Genomic DNA, 19,331 nt, shown 5'->3' with positions numbered 1-19,331 from the left:
GGCGCGGGGGCGTGGGGGCGTGGGGTTACCCCGCCGTCGAGCGCGTGGGCACCGCGGTGAACGTCCCGTACACCTCGGCCTGGTCGTCAGTCGTACCTCAACTCCTCACACTCTCGGCTTCACTCGAGCAGGGGGACTTCCCTCCAGGGGCGCCGGCCCTTCGCCCCCGCTTTTCGGGCCCGGCTTTTCAGCCCAGGCACTCCGACACCCCGAACCCCCACCCCGCCGCAAGGCCGCACGCGGTGCAGGCGTGGCACGAGCAGCGTGAACCGCCCTGTAGGCGACAGCCGGGGAGGCGGAAGCGCTCAGCCGGCCGTCTGCCGCAGCCTGTCGAGGCGGGCCAGCGCGTCGGCCGTGAGACGGAGCGCGCCCGCGGCCACGTTCTCCGCCAGGTGGTCCGGGTTGCCCGTGCCGGGGATCGCGAGGACGTGCGGCCCCTGCTGGAGGGTCCAGGCCAGGCGGACCTGGGCCGGAGTCGCCCCGTGGGCGCGGGCGATCTCGAGCACCTCGTCGTCGTACGCGGATGTCGCACCCCGCGCACCGCCCTTCCCTGCGATCGCGAAGAACGGCACGAAGGCGATGCCCTGTTCACCGCAGAGCCGCAGGACCTCGTCGGCCCCGGCGTCCGAGGCGTCCGAGGCGTCCGAGGCGTCCGAGGCGTCCGAGGCGTCCGAGGCGTCGAGACCGTACATGTTCTGCACACACATCACGGGCGCGATGGCCTGCGCCTCCGCGAGGTGCCGGGGCTCGACGGCGGAGATGCCCAGATGCCGGATCAGCCCGGCGTCCCGCAGTTCGGCCAGGGCACCGAAGTGCTCGGCGATGGAGTCCTGCCGCATCCGGCGCAGGTTCACCACGTCGAGGTGGTCGCGGCCCAACTGGCGCAGGTTCTCCTCCACTTGGCCGCGCAGCTGGTCGGGCCGGGCCGCGGTGCCCCACTCCCCCGAGTACTCGCGGTGCGGGCCGACCTTGGTCACGATGACCAGGTCGTCCGGGTACGGGTTCAACGCGCTGTTGATGAGCTCGTTGGCGGAGCGCAGGGACGAGAAGTAGAAGGCGGCCGTATCGATGTGGTTGACGCCGAGATCGATCGCCTGCCGCAGCACGGCGATCGACCGGCCACGGTCGGTCGGCGTGCCGTGGTGGAAGGCGGCGCTGCCCGTCAGCCGCATCGCCCCGAATCCGAGACGGTTGACGGTCAGATCGCCGAGTGTCCACGTGCCCGAGGCTTCCGCGTTGATCGTCTGCGAGGTCATCGACGGAGTCTCGCACGGGCCGCGGATGCCTTGGCCCCGGTTTCACGGATACGTGGAGCGGTGCGGACCGGTGCCTTGCCGGAAGAGGTCCTCGAGCCGGCATGCCGTTTTTCGTGCGGGGCGGGTGCGGATGCGGACGCAGGCGCGGGCGCGGGCGCGCAGGTCGGCCAGAGCTTTCGGCTGCTGCCCCGGCTGGGCCCCCATATCGGCACCCAGCGGCTCAGGCTGTCGTGGCGCCGCACGCTGCCGGGCTCCGTCAGAAGGAGACATCGATGTAGTCGATGTCGGTGAACTCGACCTCAAGCTGGTCTGCGCGGCGTCCGTGGTCCTTGAAGTACATCTCCTGGAGGCCTTCGGCGATGACCTCGTTGGGGCTCTCGGCTCCGATTCCCCTCTGGGCGTCGAAGAGGCGCCGGGCGTACTCGGCCGGCAGATGGACGGTGATGCGTCGCATGCGGCCGTCGTCGGTGGTGCCGATGGGCGCGGTGTAGCCGAAGCGTGCGCGGGCCTCCACGGTGATCCCGGTCGTGGTGGCGGCCTGCTTGCGACGCCGGTCACGAACCTTCGGCTGCCAGCGGGCACGCACCGCCGCGTCGATCCGGTCGGCGATCGCCTTGGGCGGGTGTTTCCGCTCGCCGGTGCGGTAGCGCTCCACGGAGCGCTGGGTGACACCGAGTTCCTGAGCAACCGCCTTGGTCGTCTTCAGCCTGCCCAGCAGGAAGTTGATGCGGCCCTTGAGAGTCTTGGGCGGCTGGCGGGTGAAGACCTCCTCGCCTGCGCGGTCGACGGCCTCGTTGACGAGGGCGTCGTCTGCGTCGGCGCCTGCCGGGCGGATGCGGCGGACCATGGCCTACTCCCCTTCGTCCAGGACAGCGTCGCCGCCCTTGATATGACGGGCGGGGTTGTAGCCCTGTTCGATCAGGTCGACCGCCCACGCCATCTCCTGGACACCCTCCAGCTTGCAGAATCCCGGGTTCGCCCCGACGCGGAAGGTGCCGTAGACGGGAGTACCGTCGCCGTTGGCCGGCAGGACGTGCAGCGGGGAGGGGCCTCGGCTGGCGTAGACGACGCAGTCCGACAGCACCGCCAGCGGGTGGGCATGGGTCAGGGCGGCGAGCCTGGCCATCTTGCGGTGCATGTTCACCCGCGCCTTCGCGATGACGGCCGCGCGGATGTCGGGCCGCCAGGTGGGGCGCTCCAGGGCAGGCCAGCGCTCACCGTCACGGTAGTGACGGCCCTGCGGGCGTTCGCGGAGTTTGCCGATGCCGCCCTTGACCGTCGACTTGACCGCCGAGAGCACCATCGCGCCCTGCCGGTGCCGGCGGACCGCGGCCGCCAGATCGTCGTCGCCTCTGTCGGCGCGGCCTGCGGGCAGTTCGGCGAGTGCAGCGCGCAGCGCATCGAGGTCGGTGTCGTCGGCGGCCGCGTACGTCTTGTGCAGCGCCATGGCGTTCAGGAACGCGGCCGGGTCGGTGTCCTTGTCGGCGGGGATACCCATGTCGGCGCTGGTGGTGAGGTAGGCGTCCTTGAGCCGGTCGTGCCACGGGTCCAGGTACGCGCCCGTCTCCTCGCGCAGGTACGCCTCGATCGGACGGATCTCGTAGCCGAGTTCCTCGGCGTACGCCACGGTCGGGGTGGTGTACCAGCCGGGCCCCTCGGGACGCAGGCCGGTCGGGGTGAAGGGGTTGGGCAGGCGGGGGTCCAGCTCGATGTGGCTCAGGTCCACCAGCCAGGTGCCGGGGACCTTCTTGTCGAAGGCGGGAGCGGCGTGGTGCACGGGCTCGCTCAGGCCGACGGTGAGGCGGGCGGCGGCGGCGAGGAAGGCGGTGTTGATGTCGATGCCCACCGCCCAGGGCAGCAGGCACTCCTCGTCCGACAGCAGTTGCGGGTCGCGCACCCACTGGTAGGCCTCCTCGTCGAGGAAGCCGCCCTCCCAGCCCTGTGCGACCGGATGCTCGGGCGGGGCCTCCGGCGGCGCCGGGTCCACCGGCCGGGCGAGTGCGCCCGGGTTCGGACCGGACACCCACTCGCCACTCGCCTCGTCCTTGACCGGCCGGGTCGGCGGCCGCAGCGCCGTCATCAGCTCCAGGCCCGTCACGGCCGTCGAGCCGCGCGGCGTGAGCACCCGAGATGCGAACACGCCCAGGACACGGGCCAGATCAGCGGGGTGCAAGGTCGCGGCGTCGCCCCACGCGCGGGTGTCGAGGGCGTCCCACTGCAGGACCGCCAGCTGCACGCACTGCCGTCGGCCGCCCTGCGCGGGCCGGTAGATCCGCGGCCACGGCCCGAACCCCCGCTGGGTCAACTTCCACTTGGCCTTGGTGAGTTGCTTGATGACCGGGTGGTCCTCCGCCAAGCGCAAGCCCCGGCGGTCCTCCAGCCGGTCCGGCAGCCCGAACCGCGCGGCAGCCGAGGCGGTCAGCACGATCAGCGGGTCGGAGTCCTTGCCGTGCCGGTGCAGCCGAGCCGCGCCGATCCCCGACTCCTTCAACACCCACTCCACCAACTGCGGAATCGTGGTCGCCGCGCACTCCAGCAGGACACCGCCGAGGCAGTACGCCGTACCGTCCCCGTCCAGCACAGCGAGAGGACCGTTCAGGGACCGGGCATCGGCCACAGGCACGGCCGCCTTCGGCCTGGCAGGACGCCGTGACGTCGGCGTCGGCCTCGGAGCCCCGGCCGGACGGGGCGCAGCAGAAGCAGGCCGGTGAGGGCGTGGGGAGCTCGCGGGCACCGGCGCCGCGTCGTCAGCAGGCCCGTCGACGGGCGCAGGCTGTTTCGGTGCGGGCGCGGGATCCGCGAAGGTCTCCGGCACGGACTCGGCGCCCGGTTCCTTCGCCGCCCAGCCCTCCAGCAGCCGCAAGTACGCCTGACGGCGCGGGGGGCGCGGCTCGGACCTGCCGTTCTCCCAGTTCTTCACGGTCTGCGTCGTGGTCCGCAGCACCTGGGCCAGCCGGGCCTGCGTGACACCAGCCGCCTCACGCAGTCGGGACCGCTCCGCGGGCGGGGGCAACTCCGGCTCGCCTGCCAGCAGTTCGTCCACCGCCGCGAAGAGCTCGTCCTGACTCGGCTGGTTCGGCATACGCACCTCCGATCCGCACGCTAGCACAAATTAGCCTTGGATATAGCTCATTATTTACCCTTGGATTATGGTCGGCCAGGCCGTGGAGCACCACCACCGGCTGCTGCGCGAACTCGGCGCGACCGACGCCGACGCCGCCCATCCCGTCCGGCAAGCGAATCGTCTTCTGCACGCCGGAGGACGGCTCCGGCCTGGTCGGCATCGCCGTCCTCGAGGACTCTCACGAGCACGTCGCGCACCGTGTTCCGCTCCGGGCTGCTGCTGGTACGCGGCCAGGTGCACGCAGTGATCTTGGGTGTACGGCACCTGCACGAGCATGAGTCCGGAGCTCAGCGCAACGCCGGACAACAAATGAGCAACAACGCTTTGGTTGGCTCTGTCCATTCAACCGGCCCGTCCGGGCACGACAACGCCGAAGTGGCAATGCAGCGCCGACTCATGGCGCGTGCGGGAGGGCTGTGACGATGCGTAGAACTGTGTCCGGGACGGGGCGGAGCGCCGATACGTCCATCGCTCCCGGGGCGGGAGCGCCGGGTGCCCCGATAGCGGTGGTGGGCCTGGACTGCCGGTTCGCGGGTACGGCCACGTCGCCTGACGGGTTGTGGAAGATGCTGGTCGCCGGTGAGTACGCGGCCGCTGACCTGCCGTTGGACAGGGGCTGGGTGATGGACGGCCTCTACAACCCCGACCCCGACGTCGAGGGCACCACCTATGTACGCAAAGCGGGGTTCTTGGACGATGTGGCGGGCTTCGACGCGGAGTTCTTCGGAATCGGGCCGCGCGAGGCATCTGCGATGGATCCCCAGCAGCGGCTGCTGCTGGAGAGCACCTGGCACGCCCTGGAGCGGGCGCGAATCTCTCCGGACAGCCTGCGCGGGAGCGGCACCGGTGTGTACGTGGGGCTGAACGACAGCGCCTACGGGCAGTTGGCCCAGGACGGCCTGTCAGGGCTGGAGAGCTATCTCCTCACCGGCACGCATGCCAGCGTGGCCGCGGGCAGGGTCTCGTATCTGCTGGGACTGCACGGACCGGCGCTGACCGTGGACACGGCCTGTTCGTCGTCCTTGGTGGCCCTGCACCTTGCCACGCAGGCACTGCGGCGGGGCGAGTGCGAGACGGCACTCGTGGCCAGCGCCAGCGTGATCTCCTCCACGAGGACGCTCCTGTGGTTCTCCCGTCTGAAGGCGTTCGCAGCGGACGGCCGGTCCAAGGCGTTCGCGGAGGAGGCAGACGGATTTGCGCCGGCCGAGGGGGTTGCCGCGCTCGTGCTGATGCCGCTGGAGCGTGCGCAGGAGCAGGGGCGCCCGGTACTGGCCGTGATCCGGGGCAGCGCGCTCAATGAGGACGGTGCAAGTGCCCGGCTGACCACCCCCAACGGCGCGGCTCAGCAGGCGGTCATTGCAGCCGCGCTGCGGGATGCCGGGCTGCGCCCGCACGACGTGGGGGTGATCGAGGCCCATGGACCCGGGACGCCGGCGGGGGACCCGGTGGAGGCCGCCAGCCTCTTGGAGGCCTATGCCCGCCATCGCACTCCCGGTGACCCGTTGTGGATCGGGTCGGTGAAGACGAACATCGGGCACACGCTGGCCACGTCGGGGCTGGCCGGTGTGGTGAAGATGGTTCTGGCCCTGCAGCACGAGTACTTGCCGGCCACGCTGCACGCGGAGAACCCCTCGCCGGCCATCGACTGGAGCAGCGGAACGATGCGCTTGCTGCAGCAGCCGCGCCCCTGGCCCCCCGGGCCCCGGCCACGCCGGGCAGGGCTGTTGTCGTACGGCATCAGCGGCACGAACGCGCATGTGGTGCTGGAGGAGGCCCCCGTACAACGCGATGGCGCCGATGGCGCCAAGGCCCCAGAGGGTGACGGGGGCCCACGGGGTGACGGGGACCCACGAGGTGACGGGGGCCCTTGCGTGTGGGTGCTGTCGGGGGCCACCGAGGCGGCTTTGCGCGTACAGGCCGGGAACATGGCTCGGCATGTACGCGGGCTGTCTGTGGTTGACCCGGCGGATGTGGGCTGGTCGCTGGCGGTCACCCGCAGCCATCTGTCCCAGCGGGGTGCGGTGGTCGGCCACAAGGTGGACGACTTGCTGGCAGGGCTGGAGGCACTGGCCCAGGGGGAGCCGTCGGAGACGGTGGCGCGTGGCAGGGCTCTGCCCGGCAGCGCCCCGGTCTTCGTCTTTCCCGGGCAGGGCGCCCAATGGACAGGTATGGGGGCGGCGTTGATGGATGCCTCGCCCTTCTTCGCCGCGGCGGTGCGCCGCTGTTCCCGGGCCCTGCAACCGTGGCTCGACTTCGACGTGGTGGACGCCGTGCGCGGACAGCTCGACGAGGGCGCCATGGAACGCTCCGACGTGGTGCAGCCGACCCTGTTCACCATGTATGTGGCGCTGGCCGAGCTGTGGTGCGCTCACGGGGTACGGCCTGCGGCGGTCATCGGCCACAGCCAGGGCGAGATCGCCGCCGCCCACATCGCCGGTGCGCTGTCCTTGGAGGAGGCGGCCCGGATCGTGGCCCTGCGCAGCCGTGCCCTGCGCAACGTCACGGGCAGCGGCGCCATGGCGTCACTGGCCGCGCCGGCCGAGGCCGTCGAGCAGATGCTGGCAGCCTGGGACGGGCGTGTGGAGGTGGCAGTCGTCAACAGTCCCGCGGCAACCGTGGTGGCCGGAGAGGCGACCGCGATCGCGGAACTGGCCGTCCACTGCGAGCAGCACGGTGTGCCCGTCCAGCGTCTGCCGGTCGACTACGCCTCCCACAGTCATCAGATGGACAGCGTGCGTGAGGAGATCCTGGCCGCTCTGGCAGACGTCTCACCCGCCCCGGGCCACACCGAGGTCATATCCTCGACCATCGGCGGGCCGATCGAATCCGCCGCGATGGACACCGAGTACTGGTATCGCAACCTGCGCGACCCGGTGCACTTCGATGCCGCCGTACGGCATGCGTTCTCCCAGGGCCACCGCCAGTTCATCGAGGTCTCCCCGCACCCGGTGCTGACCGCGGCGATCGGTGATCTCCTGGCCGAGGACGGCATCCAGGGGAGCGCCACACCCACGCTGCGCCGCGGCCGGGGCGACCTGACCGCCTTCACGACCTCGCTGGCCCAGGCCGTCGCTCACGGTGCGACCGCGGACTGGGGCGTCCTGTACCCCGAGGCGCAGGAGATCGACCTTCCCGTCTATCCCTTCCAGCACCAGCGCCACTGGCTGCCGACCACAGCAGACCGGGCAGCCCTCCCCGCGGCGGGACTGGACCCCGTCGGCCACCCCTGGCTCGTGGCCGCCATGGACCTGCCGGACGGTGGCAGTGTGTGCACCGGGCGCCTGTCCCGGACGGCCCAGCCCTGGCTGTCCGGCCATCAGGTCCATGGCGCGGCGTTGCTGCCCGCCACCGGCATGCTCGAACTGCTGCTCCAGGGCGCCGACCACGTACGGTGTGCCCGGCTGGACGACGTCGTTCTGCACGCGCCTTTGGTGCTGCCCTCCCAGGGAGCGGTCGAGGTTCAGGTGCATTGTGCGGCCGCCTCGCCGAACGGCCACCACACGCTGTCGTTGCACTCCCGGACGCGCCTGGGCACATGGACACGCCATGCCACCGCCACCGCGGTACCGGTCGCGGACGACGACACCGCGCAGGGGCCGACACCGTATGAAACGGTGTGCCCGGCGCCCGCCGACGCCGAGGCGGTGCCGTTGGAGGATTTCTACACAGCCCTGGAGGCACGCGGTTACCAGTACGGTTCTGATTTCCGCAACCTTCGGTCCCTGTGGCGCGGCGGCGGAGTCGCGCACGCGGACGTGGCGCTCGACGCGGTGCACCACGCCGCCGCCCGTCACTTCCACGTGCACCCGGCCCTGCTCGACGCCGCTCTGCACCCCCTCGTGACCGAGGTCGTCGTCGAGGACGGCCTCACCTCCCTGCCGTATGCGATCGGTTCGGTGCAGGTCATGACCCGCGGCGTGAGCTCAGCGCGCTCCACCGTCTCCCTGTCGGCCGATGGCAGCGTTCACGTACGACTTACCGATGCGGCGGGCCAGGTGGTGGCCCGCATCCAGGACCTGCACACGCGTCCGGTCGCCACCCGTGCCCTGCGCGCGGCCCTGAACGCGGCGGATCCGGCCGTTTTCCAGCCGGTCTGGCAGCCCGTCTCCCTGCCGTCCGCAGTGGCCGACGTGTCCAAGTGGGCAGCGATCACCCATGCCTCGGACCTGCCGGCCCACACTCGTCACACGGACGTCGCCGCCTTGACCACCGCGCTCGACAGTGGTCTGCGGCCGCCCGAGGCCGTGCTGCTGGACTGCCGCACCGGCACTTCGTCGCCGGCCCGGCACACCGTCGATTCCGCCGATTCCGCCGATGCCGTCGATGTGCACGCCCGGCTGTCCGAGTTGCTGCACAGCGTGCAGCACCATCTCACCGCGCCGTGCCTGCAGCAGACACGACTGGTCGTGCTCGTCCAAGGCGCCTGCAGCACCTCCCTCGCCGCGCCGGCGCCCGATCCGGTGGCGGCGGCGTGCGCGGGCCTGATCCGCACCGCACTCAACGAGCACCCCGGCCGACTGCAGCTCATCGACCTCGATGCCGGCGCCCCGCCCCCCGGGCTGCTGGCGGCGGGCATCACCAGCGGTCGTCCCGTCCTGGCCCTGCGCGCCGACACAGCCCTCGTTCCCCGGCTCGCGGTTCCCGAGGACGACGCGGACCTCGTCCGACTGCCCCATGACGGACAGCCCTGGCGGTTGGTCCCGGGCAACGGCACGCTCGAAGAGGTGGCGGCACAGGGTGCGCCCGATCTCCTCGAACCACTGGAACCCCGCCAGGTACGCATCCGGGTCCGTGCCTGCGGAGTCAACTTCCGCGATGTGGCGGTCGCGCTCGGCATGGTCGACGCCAGGGGTCTCGGATGCGAGGTGATGGGCGAAGTCATCGACACCGGCACACACGTGCGTACCTTGCGCGTCGGCGATCGTGTGGCCGCGGCGCTTTTCACCGGATCGCGGGAAGGAGGTTTCGCTCCGCTGGCGGTCGTGGACGAGCGCACCGCGCTCCGTGTTCCCGAGACCTGGAGTGACCAGCAGGCCGCGGGGGCCCTGGGTGTCTTCACCACCGCGTTCCTCTGTCTGGCCGACGTCGCCAAGGTCTCGGCCGGGGACAGAGTCCTCATCCACGCCGCCGCCGGCGGGGTGGGCATGGCCGCCGTCCAGTTGGCCGGACGTCTCGGTGCCGAGGTCTACGCCACCGCGAGCGTGGCCAAGCGCCCGCTCGTGGCGGCTCAGGGCATCCCCGAGTCCAGGATCGCCGACTCACGCAGCCTCTCTTTCGAGAGCCGGCTCCGCGCCGCCACCGGCGATCTGGGGTTCGACGTCGTTCTCGGCAGCCTCTCCGGCGAATTCGTCGACGCGTCACTGCGCCTGCTGCGACCCGGCGGCCGCTACATCGAGATGGGCAAGACGGATCCCCGCGACCCGGACGACATCGCCGGCCGGTACCCGGGCGTCGCCTATCACCTGGTCGACGTGTCCACGAGGCCGGTCGACGAACTGGAGTCCGTCCTTGGCCGGCTGGCCCCCCTGTTCGCCGACGGCACCCTCACCCCGGTGCCCACTCATGTGTGCAACCTCCGGCACGCCCGCGCCGCCCTGCGCCGGCTCGGACAAGGGCACACCACCGGCAAGCTCGTCCTCAGCCATGGCATTGACCGGCTCGATCCCGACCGCACCGTGCTGATCACCGGCGGTACCGGTACCCTCGGCGCCCACCTGGCCCGGCACCTTGTCACCCGGCACGGCGTGCGGCACCTCCTGCTGACCAGCCGCCGGGGCGGGAACGCACCGGGCGCCCAGGACCTCGCCGCCGAACTGGCCGCCCACGGCGCCGTCGTCACCCTCACCGCCTGCGACGCCGCCGACCGCGGCGCCCTGGCCCAGGTCCTGGCTTCCGTCCCGGACAGCCACCCCTTGGGAGTGGTCATCCATGCCGCCGGGGTCCTCGACGACGGCCTGATCACCGACCTGACGCCCGATCGCCTCCGGACAGTACTGCGGACGAAGGCCACGGCAGCCCTCAACCTGCACGACCTCACCCGCCAATTCCCCCTCCAGGCGTTCGTGCTCTACTCCTCGATGGCCGGCCTGCTGGGCTACCCCGGCCAGGCCAACTACGCCGCCGCCAACGCCTTCCTGGACGCCCTCGCCCACGTGCGGCGCAGCCAGGGCCTGCCGGCCACGTCCCTCAACTGGGGGCTGTGGGAAGAGGCCAGCGGCATGACCGCGCACCTGACCCGGGCCGACCTCACCCGCACAGCGCGCTACGGCCTGCACTCCTTGCCCACGGCACAGGCACTCGCAGCCTTCGACCTGGCCCTGGAACTGGACGAGCCCATGCTGGCCGTCACCCCGCTGCCGCCGACCGGCGACCAGCCGCTGCCCGACCTGTTCGCCGGCCTGCCGCACACCAGGAGGCATCGCCCCGACCGCGCCCCCACATCGGCCGACTCGGCCCCCGAGCCTCCAGGCCTGGACCGGTTGCCTCCCGCTGAGCGACTCAGGCGGCTGCTCGCCCTGGTCCGCGAGCACGCGGCCGCCGTGCTGGGCCACTCGGCCCCCGACGCGATCGATGCCGAGTGCCCCTTCCGCGACGTGGGATTCGATTCGCTCGCATCCGTCGAACTGCGCACCCGGCTGAGTACCGCGACCGGCACGAGACTCGGCGCCACGGCCGTCTACCAGCACCCGACGCCGCTGGCCCTGGCCCGGCACGTGAACGACCTGATTGGCGCCGCGCAGGACGGATGAGGTGAAGCACGGAAGGTGGATGGCGGCCCGCTTGCCTGTCCCCCGCTCGACGACCTGCCCCGGAGCCGCTGCTGTGGTCGCCTGGGAGCAGGTTGTCGACGGCGTTATGTGACCTGTGGGGGTGTGTCAGCCCCAAGGTGTCTCAGGCGGCGCAGCTCCCATGGACGAGACGTGACGGGCGTCGCGGCCACGTGCCGCAGCGGCCGCTCAGAGGTGGCCGTCCAGGAACTTCCGTACCTCGGCGATGGTCATGGGCCCCGTGCCGTGCGCCACCGCCTCTCCCTCCTTCAGCAGGACGCAGGACGGGGCTCCGGTGATCCCGTATCGCTCGGTCGCGGCCGGACAACGCGTGATGTCGGCGCGGACGACCGTCAGGCGGCCCGTGTAGTCGTCGGCGATGCCACCCACGACGAGGTCCATCACCCGGCAGGGCTCGATTGCCTTGGGCCATGTCCCGGTGAAGTATGCGAGGACCGGAACTCCGCTCATCCCGAGGATGAAATCGAACTCCGCGTCCTCACGGGGTCGGTGAACCCGCTTCGCCATGAAAGCTCCTGACCTCACGTTCCGTCATTCCATCCCCATCATCCCTTGCGCGGTGTGCCAGGCCGGCCCGGTCGGTCGTCCGGTTGACCTGTCGGAAGGGAGGCACGGGGCCGTCGCAGAACCACGGTGGTCCCCGGCGCGAGCGGCCCGGCCCCCCGCCCCTGGTGACCCGGCCTGGCCGCCTCGCCGGCGCGTCGACGAGCGGGCCGGTGCGTCTCGTCCACCGGATCCAGTCGAGCCGTATCCGCCACCGCGCTTCTCAGAGACAGCGCCCCCGACGGGCTTCACGCATGAGCCAGCTGATGGCACCGAGGACGAGGCACGATTCCTGGACCGCTCGTGGACGGTCGACGTACGCGTCAGCTGCCCCGAAGACCGACCGCCAGCGTCAGTTCAAGGACCCGGTGCGGCGATGCGAGATCCGGAAACACCTCCCGCAGCTGCGACATCCGGTACCGGACGGTCTGGGGATGGACGAACAGCGCCGCCGCCACCTCCTCCCGCCTGCCCTGGTGCAGCAGCCACGCCCGCAACGTCTCCTCCAGCCGCCGTGCGGTCGCGACAGGCAAGGTCCGCAACGGTGCGAGGGCCCGGGCACGCAGGTCTGCGAGCGCGTCCACGTCGGCGCTCAGCACCAGCTCGGGCAGGTGGTCCTCGGTGTCGCGGATATCAGAGGAGAGGGAGCGGGCGCGTACGGCTCGTGCGTACGAGGCGGACGCTCGAGTCCATGGCCGGGCCGGGCCGACCACGGCGGTGCGGTCGGTCAGCTGCCTCAAGAGATGTGATCGGTCGGCGTCGGGGACGAGCAGCACACCGGTGGCGTCCGGCAGATCGTCGAGGACGAGGGTGCCCGGGTCGAGCGCGCGGTAGGCAGGCCGGGCCTGGGCGGCGGGCAGCAGGACCGCGGTCAGCGAACCCGGAGGCTGCCATCCGGCCCGTTGCGCAGAGGCCAGCAGCACGTCCGGGCTCGCGCCGGCGAGGAGGTCGCGGGCCAGGTGTTCCAGGTGGCGCTCGTGAGCCCGGCCCCGGGCGGCCAGTTCGTCGGCGTGCCCCGCGGCGCTCGCGGCGGAGAGCTCGTCGATGTAGGCGAAGGTCAGCTCGGCGAACTTGGCGACCTCGGCGGCGGGCAGACCTGCGGGTACGGCACCGGCTGCCAGGCATCGCCAGGCCACGCGGGCGCCGACGCGGTAGGCGCTGAGGAGGGCGTCCATCGAACGGCCGGCGCGCACCTCGCCGCGGCCCAGCTCGTAGGCTGCGTCACCGGCGTCGCCGCCTGTGGCGTTCCCGCTCGCGAGGTCCAGGTAGTGCCCCAGGGCGGTGCGGACGGCTCGGCGGATGGTGCCGCCCATGCGGCCCGAAAGGGCGTTGGCGTAGGGAGGGACCTCGTCGATGATCGCCTGGACGACCTCGTCGGCGGTGGTCTTCAGCGCGGCCCGAAGTGCGGTGACCGTCGTCTCATCCAGGGCCAGTTCGCTGGCCCTCCGGATTGCATGGCTCACGTTTTTGTTCCCTGCGAACAATTCAGCCGACCAGATTCACATCCTGCGGTCAGGACTTTACGCCCTGCGGCGCAGCAAGCTGGAGTCATGACGAGTGCAGCCCTCCGCAGCAGGGCGTGGAAACTGCTGGAGATGGTCACGACGCCGCTGCTGCCGTCGGACTACCTCGACCTGGTCAGTCCGCTGCGTGCGGGCGCTGACCTGCGTGGGCGCATCGAGGCCGTGCACCCCGAGACGGGTGACGCCGCGACCGTCGTGATCAGGCCGGGACGGGGCTGGCGCGGCCACACCGCCGGTCAGTACGTGCGGATCGGGGTCGACGTCGACGGGGTGCGCCTGTGGCGTGCCTACTCCATCACCTCGCCGACGAACCGCCAGGACGGCCGCGTCACGATCACCGTGAAGGCGATCCCGGACGGCAAGGTCAGCAACCACCTGGTCCGCAGGGCGAAGCCGGGCACGCTGATCCAGCTCGACCAGGCGACCGGTGACTTCGTGCTGCCGCAGGCCAAGCCCGCCAAGGTGCTCTACCTGACGGCCGGCAGCGGCATCACGCCCGTGATGGGCATGCTGCGCGACACCGAGTTCGACGACGTCGTCATGGTCCACTGCGCGCCACAGCCGCAAGACGTGATCTTCCGCAACGAGCTGCACGAGCTGGTCGCGGACAAGAAGCTGCGGCTCACCGAGGTGCACACCGACACAGACGGCATGCTCGACATCGCCCGTCTCGAAGAACTCGTGCCCGACTGGGCCGAGCGCGAGACCTGGGCCTGCGGGCCCGCGGGCCTGCTCGACGCCGCCGAAGAGCACTGGACCGGGCACGGCGTACAAGAGCGCCTGCACACCGAACGCTTCCGCCCCAGCATCGTCGTCGCCGGCGACGGTGGCGGTGGCGGTGGCGGTGGCGAGGTCACGTTCAGCGCCACCGGCAAGACCGTCGACGCGGACGGCTCCACGCCGCTGCTGGACGTCGGCGAGGAGGCCGGCGTGCTCATGCCCTCCGGGTGCCGCATGGGCATCTGCTTCGGCTGCGTCACGCCGCTCAAGGCGGGCGCCGTGCGCGACCTGCGCACCGGCGAGATCACCGAGGCCGAGCCGGGCGTCCTCATCCAGACCTGCGTGTCCGCCGCGGCGGGCCCCTGCGACATCGAACGGTAGGAACACCTTGACCGCCATCGACCCCACCGCCCACCTGACCGCGGAGCAGATCGAGGAGCTCGGCCGCGAGCTGGACGCGATCCGCGACGAGGTGCTCGCCGACCGCGGCGAGAAAGACGCCGCCTACATCCGCAAGGTCATCTCGGCGCAGCGCAAGCTCGAGCTGGTCAGCAGGGGCGTGCTGCTGTTCTCGATCTTCCCGCCCGCCTGGCTGATCGGCACCGCCGGTCTGTCCGTGGCGAAGATCATGGACAACATGGAGATCGGCCACAACGTCCTGCACGGCCAGTGGGACTGGATGCGGGACCCGAAGATCCACTCCACCACCTGGGAATGGGATCACGTCTCGCCGGCCGACCAGTGGAAGCACTCGCACAACGAGCTGCACCACACGTACACCAACGTGATCGGCAAGGACAACGACCTCGGCTACGGCATCATGCGCGTCGACGAGGACCAGAAGTGGCACCCGTTCCACCTCGGCCAGCCGCTGTGGAACTTCATCAACGCCTGCTTCTTCGAGTACGGCATCGCAGCGTACGACCTGGAGCTCGGCAAGAACCTGCGCAAGCGCCGCCGCAAGAACCCGGAGTTCCGCGCGCGGGCCAAGGCCGTGGGCCGCAAGATCCGCAAGCAGGTGCTCAAGGACTACGTGATCCACCCGCTGCTGTCGGGCCCGTCGTTCCTCACCACGCTCGCCGCCACGTTCACCGCGAACCTGGTCCGCAACATCTGGTCCCACTCGGTGATCATGTGCGGGCACTTCCCCGAGGGCGTACAGGTCTTCGAGCGCCGGTCGATCAAGGGCGAGACGCGCGGCCAGTGGTACCTGCGCCAGATGATGGGCTCGGCGAACATCAGCGGCAGCAGGGCCATGCACTTCATGACCGGCAACCTGTCGCACCAGATCGAGCACCACCTGTTCCCGGACCTGCCGAGCAACCGGTACGCCGAGGTCGCGGTGAAGGTGCGCGCGCTGTTCGAGAAGTACGAGCTGGAGTACGTCACCGGGCCGCTGCCCAAGCAGGTGTTCTCCGCATGGCGCAAGGTCTTCCGGCTCTCGCTGCCGAACAAGAAGCCCAAGGTCAAGACGCCGGACCGCGAGCAGGAGCTCGTCGCGGCCTGATTCCCGGTATTGGTTCAGATCTTTCGGCCGTACCGGCGGCACCACCGGGTTCGGTGAGATCCGTTGCGGACGGTGGGCGGCCGCGACATCAGACCGTACGACACGGGATCCGGGCAGCCCGGTGTCCGGCTGCGCTGCCTGGACGTGCGCCAGGAGCTCAGCACACAGCCCCCGACGAGGCGTTGTAGTGCGCTGACCTGCCGTGCTCGGGCCGGTAGTCGGGTGCGTACGCGCACTCGGTATGCCGACGGGCGGGCTGGGCGGAAGGCATGGGCTGTGACGTGGACACCGCCGGAGCCGATGCTCGCCGCCCCTGTGTCCGACCCTGCGCTTGGTCTCCGGAGCATGGAAGACGCACCGGACACCGCCATACCGCGCTGGCTCGACCATGACGAGCAGCAGCAGTGGTACGCGTTCGCTTACGTGCTGACCCAGCCGCCGGCTGCCCTTGAGGCGCGGATGCAGCACGACTTCGGCATCGCTCACTTCGGTACGTGGTGCTGTCCGCCCTGTCGATGGCGCCGGAGCGCACTCTGCGGATGAGTGAGCTCGCCCAGTACGCGGGCAGCACACTGTCCCGCCTGTCGAACGTCGTGATCCGGTTGGACAAGCGCGGCTGGGTGCAGCGTCGCCCCGACCCGTCCGACGGGCGTGCCACCCTGGCCACGCTCACCGACGACGGCATGGGCAAGGTCACCGCCGCAGCTCCCCACCACGTCGACGCCGTGCGCCGCCTGGTCTTCGACCCGCTGACCAAGGTGCAGCAGCGCCAGCTCGGCGCAATCTCCCAGCGCATCCTCGGCGCGCTCGACGCGCCGTGCCCCACGGACTGGGCGCCGCCCGGCGCCAACGAGTTGCCCGGCCGAGGCTGAGCCAGCACCCCCTTGCCCGGCCTGCCGGCCGAGAACGGTTTCGATGTCGCCCTCCCGACCGCGCCGCGCTTATCTCCGCTCAGGAACCACTCACGCCGGTGATCTGCCGACGGACCAGAGGCTGTTGGTGAGACACATGTGGTAGCTCACATAAACGGCGAACTGGTGGGTGAGGTCCAGCAACAGGCGGTTCGCCGCCGTACGGCGGCCGGCAGGTGAGGCGGCGTCGCCTCGGTTGGGACAACTACGCAAGTCGCCTACGTAACTTCGCCGACCTGTGCGGCCGAAGATCGTGTTTGGCTCATGGCAGTCGCTGACCTCACCCGGCAGTCAGCCGGCTCACCAAGCACCAAGCACCAAGCACCAAGCACCCGAAGGTACGTACCGCCATGCGCCTCTCCACGCTGTTGCCCGCCGCGACCGTCACCCTGGCCCTGACGGCACTGACCGGTTGCTCCGTCGATGTGAACACGCCCGCCACGGGGACGGCGACGTCGCAGTCGCCCACCGCGGGAGTGAAGGACGCCGACACCGACACCGACTCGCCGACTCCGTCCTCACCTGCCACCCCCTCCGATACCAAGCAGCTCCGGTTCTCCGGCACGAACGTCAAGGAGTCCGCCGACTGTACGGGCCGCGATGTCACCGCAGACATCGATGCGGGGGCTCTGATCCTCGAAGGACAGTGCGGAACGATCACCATCATCGGTGCGTCCAGCGCGGTCGTGGTGGAGTTCGCCGAGGCCATCAAGATCGATGGCGACGCCAACGAGGTAACGGTGAGGACCGCTGGTTCCATCACCGTCAAGGGCATGACCAACTTCGTTTCCTGGGTCCGGGCCGCCGACGGCGACCAGCCCGAGGTGGTCGGCGAGGGTGACTACAACCAGGTCGCCCAGGTCGGCGAGGCTCAGTACGAGAAAGCGGCGTCGAGCGTGAAGTAGTGCGCCTGCGGCTCTCGGCGAACCGGTCGGGCCGCGGCACCTACGCCACCGGCTGGGTGGCTATCAAGACCCGTTGACACTCCCGCAGTAGGAGGCCCGACGCGCAAACGCCCGCCTCAGGAACGCAGGCGGGCGTTCGGTCTTCCTCACACGTGGTGCGGCACGCGTCAGTCCACGATCACCTCGGCACGCGCCGCCGGGGCACGCTCGACGAGCGCGCCGCCGAAGTTCCCCTCGACCTCCGCCTTCTCCGCCGCGTTCGGATACGGGTTCGTGCACGCGGTGCCCGCGCTGGAACCGGACATCAGGCTCGAGCACGGTCCGGGCTTGCGATCGGGCAGGCCCAGGATGTGCCCGAGTTCGTGAGCGGAGATACGAATCGTGTCGTAGCCCTGGTCGACGGCCTGGCGCCCGATGTAGACGGTTCCGTTGCCCAGGGTGGTGGGCAGGGCGCGCGGCCAGCCGTTGTCCGCGAGGACCCGTATGTTCGCGCGTTGCCCAGCGGCGGCCGGCCGCAGCTCGACGGCGTCGACACTCTCGTTCCAGATCGCCGCGCCCCGGTCGACCGCGCTCCTGAACTCCGCGGAGCCGCCGGCGTCGTAGGTGAGGACACGGGCGGCCAGGGGGGCATCCGCCGTGTCGTGGGGAGCGGCCACGGCCTGGCCGCCCGTCAGGGACAAGGACACCACCAAGGCAGCGGCCAGGCTGCCGGTCAGCGTACGGACATACATCTTCGACCTCCTTGTGGGGGAAGGACAGTCGTGCTCATGACATTCTCTGCTCCACTGCCCGGTGGGGGTGGAGGTGAATCCGTCAATCCGAGACGGTCCCGGCCGGATGCCGCCGCATCCGGCTGCTGCCCCAGTTGCTCCGACGCGTCTACACCGAGATCGGTGGCGGAGGGTCCGGACCGGAGGCGACCTCACATCGCTGACGCCGCGCCGCGTTCCGCACTGGAGCAGGTGCCGGACCGGCCTTGCGCGGCAACCGTCCGTGCCGGGCGGTCGGGGTGGGCACGGTGCGACATACGACGCCCTGAACCGCGGCCTCGTCGACGTGACCCGACTGCGACTGCGCGGCGACTGCGACTGCGCGGCGAGTGCGCCGCAGCCTGTGACCGCCGGCGGGCGACTCGTCATGGCCGTGGACATGGCCCACTGGCTGGGGCCCGACGCGCCGTGCAGGGCGGACCGTCGAGCACGGGGTGTATCGGGTCATCAGCTGATGCCGATACCCGGCTGAGTGCCGGCTCCCGCGTGGGGGGAGTTGGACCTCACCAGCGGTCAGATCGGCGCGTCGTCGGCCGGCGAAGGCACGGCGCACGGACGCAGGACCATGAGCGAGTCTTCCAAGGCCGCCACCATGGCAAAGGGAAACCGGTCGAGCTCAAGACAGAGTGCGACGTCATCAGGATGGACCCCTTGACGCACACCCTCCGCCAGCTCGGCGGCGGCGCGCGACTCGGCGGCGCGGCGGAGGAACTCAGCGGCATCCGTCCCAGCCCCGGTGGCTCTCCGAGCGATGTATTGAGCGCAGGCCAGATCTTCATCGGCCCGCCCATCCTCGCCGGTGACCACGAACGTGACACGGTCACTCTTGCGTGTCCGCAAGAGCCGAGCCGTTGCCTCCGCCACTACGAAGCCGGCGCACAGCACCAGCGACGCCTCCTTGACCGCGAGGGCGCCGACCGTCCCTGCCGTGGTCTTCTGCACAACGGTCCGTCCGCCAAGGTCGATGGACCGCAGCATGCCCGGCGAGTTGACGATGTCGAACCCGGGGGCGGGCGGACCGTCTTTGATCGCCACCCAGTCCGGGTGACGAGCCTTGAGCGCCAGGGCTTCGTCCAGCGACTCAGCAAGAACGATCTTTTCCGCCCTCTGGGCAAAAACCCAGGCAGCCACGGTGAAAGCACGCATGACGTCGACCACGACCGCCACGGACGGGGCTTCGGCCAGCTCAGCGATGCCAAGGAAACGAGCGTCCATTCCGATCATGATGGCGCACGCCCGACCCGAAGCACCCAGAAGGTGGTCCGCATCACATCGATGATCTTG

General features: G+C 70.6%; 12 protein-coding genes and 1 pseudogene. 6 read left to right on the top strand and 7 right to left on the bottom strand.

All coding sequences use genetic code 11. The features are described from left to right. Positions 1-305: 305 nt before the first annotated feature. From FNH04_RS07975 to tap, 3 genes are all read right to left on the bottom strand, one after another. Positions 306-1,256: an aldo/keto reductase gene (locus tag FNH04_RS07975; RefSeq protein WP_152781771.1), complete on the bottom strand. Its 951-nt coding sequence runs from the start codon at positions 1,254-1,256 to the stop codon at positions 306-308. Positions 1,257-1,512: 256 nt separating this feature from the next. Further along, a complete protein-coding gene (tpg, locus tag FNH04_RS07970; protein WP_152781769.1) occupies positions 1,513-2,103 on the bottom strand; it encodes a telomere-protecting terminal protein Tpg in 591 nt (196 codons plus the stop codon). Between the two features lie 3 nt (positions 2,104-2,106). Next, positions 2,107-4,338: a telomere-associated protein Tap gene (gene tap / locus FNH04_RS07965; protein WP_152781767.1), complete on the bottom strand. Its 2,232-nt coding sequence runs from the start codon at positions 4,336-4,338 to the stop codon at positions 2,107-2,109. 82 nt (positions 4,339-4,420) lie between these two features. Here tap and FNH04_RS49340 point away from each other — a divergent pair. After that, positions 4,421-4,617, top strand: a pseudogene (locus FNH04_RS49340) (hypothetical protein); the annotation flags it as partial. A gap of 185 nt (positions 4,618-4,802) precedes the next feature. After that, positions 4,803-11,129 (top strand): type I polyketide synthase, encoded by a 6,327-nt coding sequence (locus FNH04_RS07955; protein WP_152781765.1) that lies wholly within the window; start codon positions 4,803-4,805, stop codon positions 11,127-11,129. Positions 11,130-11,336: 207 nt separating this feature from the next. On the opposite strand, the gene FNH04_RS07950 is transcribed toward FNH04_RS07955, so the two are convergent. After that, positions 11,337-11,675, bottom strand: coding sequence for a thioredoxin family protein (locus tag FNH04_RS07950; RefSeq protein ID WP_152781763.1), 339 nt, complete (start codon positions 11,673-11,675; stop codon positions 11,337-11,339). Between the two features lie 359 nt (positions 11,676-12,034). Further along, a complete protein-coding gene (locus tag FNH04_RS07945; RefSeq protein ID WP_322722731.1) occupies positions 12,035-13,174 on the bottom strand; it encodes a PucR family transcriptional regulator in 1,140 nt (379 codons plus the stop codon). A gap of 87 nt (positions 13,175-13,261) precedes the next feature. On the opposite strand from FNH04_RS07945, the gene FNH04_RS07940 reads away from it, so the two are divergent. The 4 genes from FNH04_RS07940 to FNH04_RS07925 all read left to right on the top strand — a co-directional run bounded on the left by FNH04_RS07940 (position 13,262) and on the right by FNH04_RS07925 (position 17,277). After that, positions 13,262-14,335 carry a ferredoxin reductase gene (locus FNH04_RS07940; protein WP_152781759.1) on the top strand — a complete coding sequence of 358 codons (1,074 nt, stop codon included), beginning with the start codon at positions 13,262-13,264 and terminating at the stop codon, positions 14,333-14,335. Between the two features lie 7 nt (positions 14,336-14,342). Next, complete coding sequence (locus tag FNH04_RS07935) at positions 14,343-15,461, top strand: fatty acid desaturase family protein (RefSeq protein ID WP_152781757.1); 1,119 nt, start codon at positions 14,343-14,345, stop codon at positions 15,459-15,461. 494 nt (positions 15,462-15,955) lie between these two features. Continuing rightward, a complete protein-coding gene (locus FNH04_RS07930; protein ID WP_322722730.1) occupies positions 15,956-16,333 on the top strand; it encodes a MarR family winged helix-turn-helix transcriptional regulator in 378 nt (125 codons plus the stop codon). 389 nt (positions 16,334-16,722) lie between these two features. Continuing rightward, the gene (locus tag FNH04_RS07925) at positions 16,723-17,277 is read left to right on the top strand and encodes a DUF3060 domain-containing protein (protein ID WP_152781755.1); all 555 of its coding nucleotides are present in this window, start codon (positions 16,723-16,725) and stop codon (positions 17,275-17,277) included. A gap of 167 nt (positions 17,278-17,444) precedes the next feature. On the opposite strand, the gene FNH04_RS07920 is transcribed toward FNH04_RS07925, so the two are convergent. Continuing rightward, a complete protein-coding gene (locus tag FNH04_RS07920; protein ID WP_152781752.1) occupies positions 17,445-18,008 on the bottom strand; it encodes a snapalysin family zinc-dependent metalloprotease in 564 nt (187 codons plus the stop codon). A gap of 552 nt (positions 18,009-18,560) precedes the next feature. After that, a complete protein-coding gene (locus tag FNH04_RS07915) occupies positions 18,561-19,262 on the bottom strand; it encodes a 2-phosphosulfolactate phosphatase (protein ID WP_322722729.1) in 702 nt (233 codons plus the stop codon). Positions 19,263-19,331 lie beyond the last annotated feature (69 nt).

The organism is Streptomyces phyllanthi (assembly GCF_009377205.1).
Taxonomy (GTDB): domain Bacteria; phylum Actinomycetota; class Actinomycetes; order Streptomycetales; family Streptomycetaceae; genus Streptomyces; species Streptomyces phyllanthi.
This window is presented reverse-complemented; position numbering and strand designations above follow the sequence as displayed.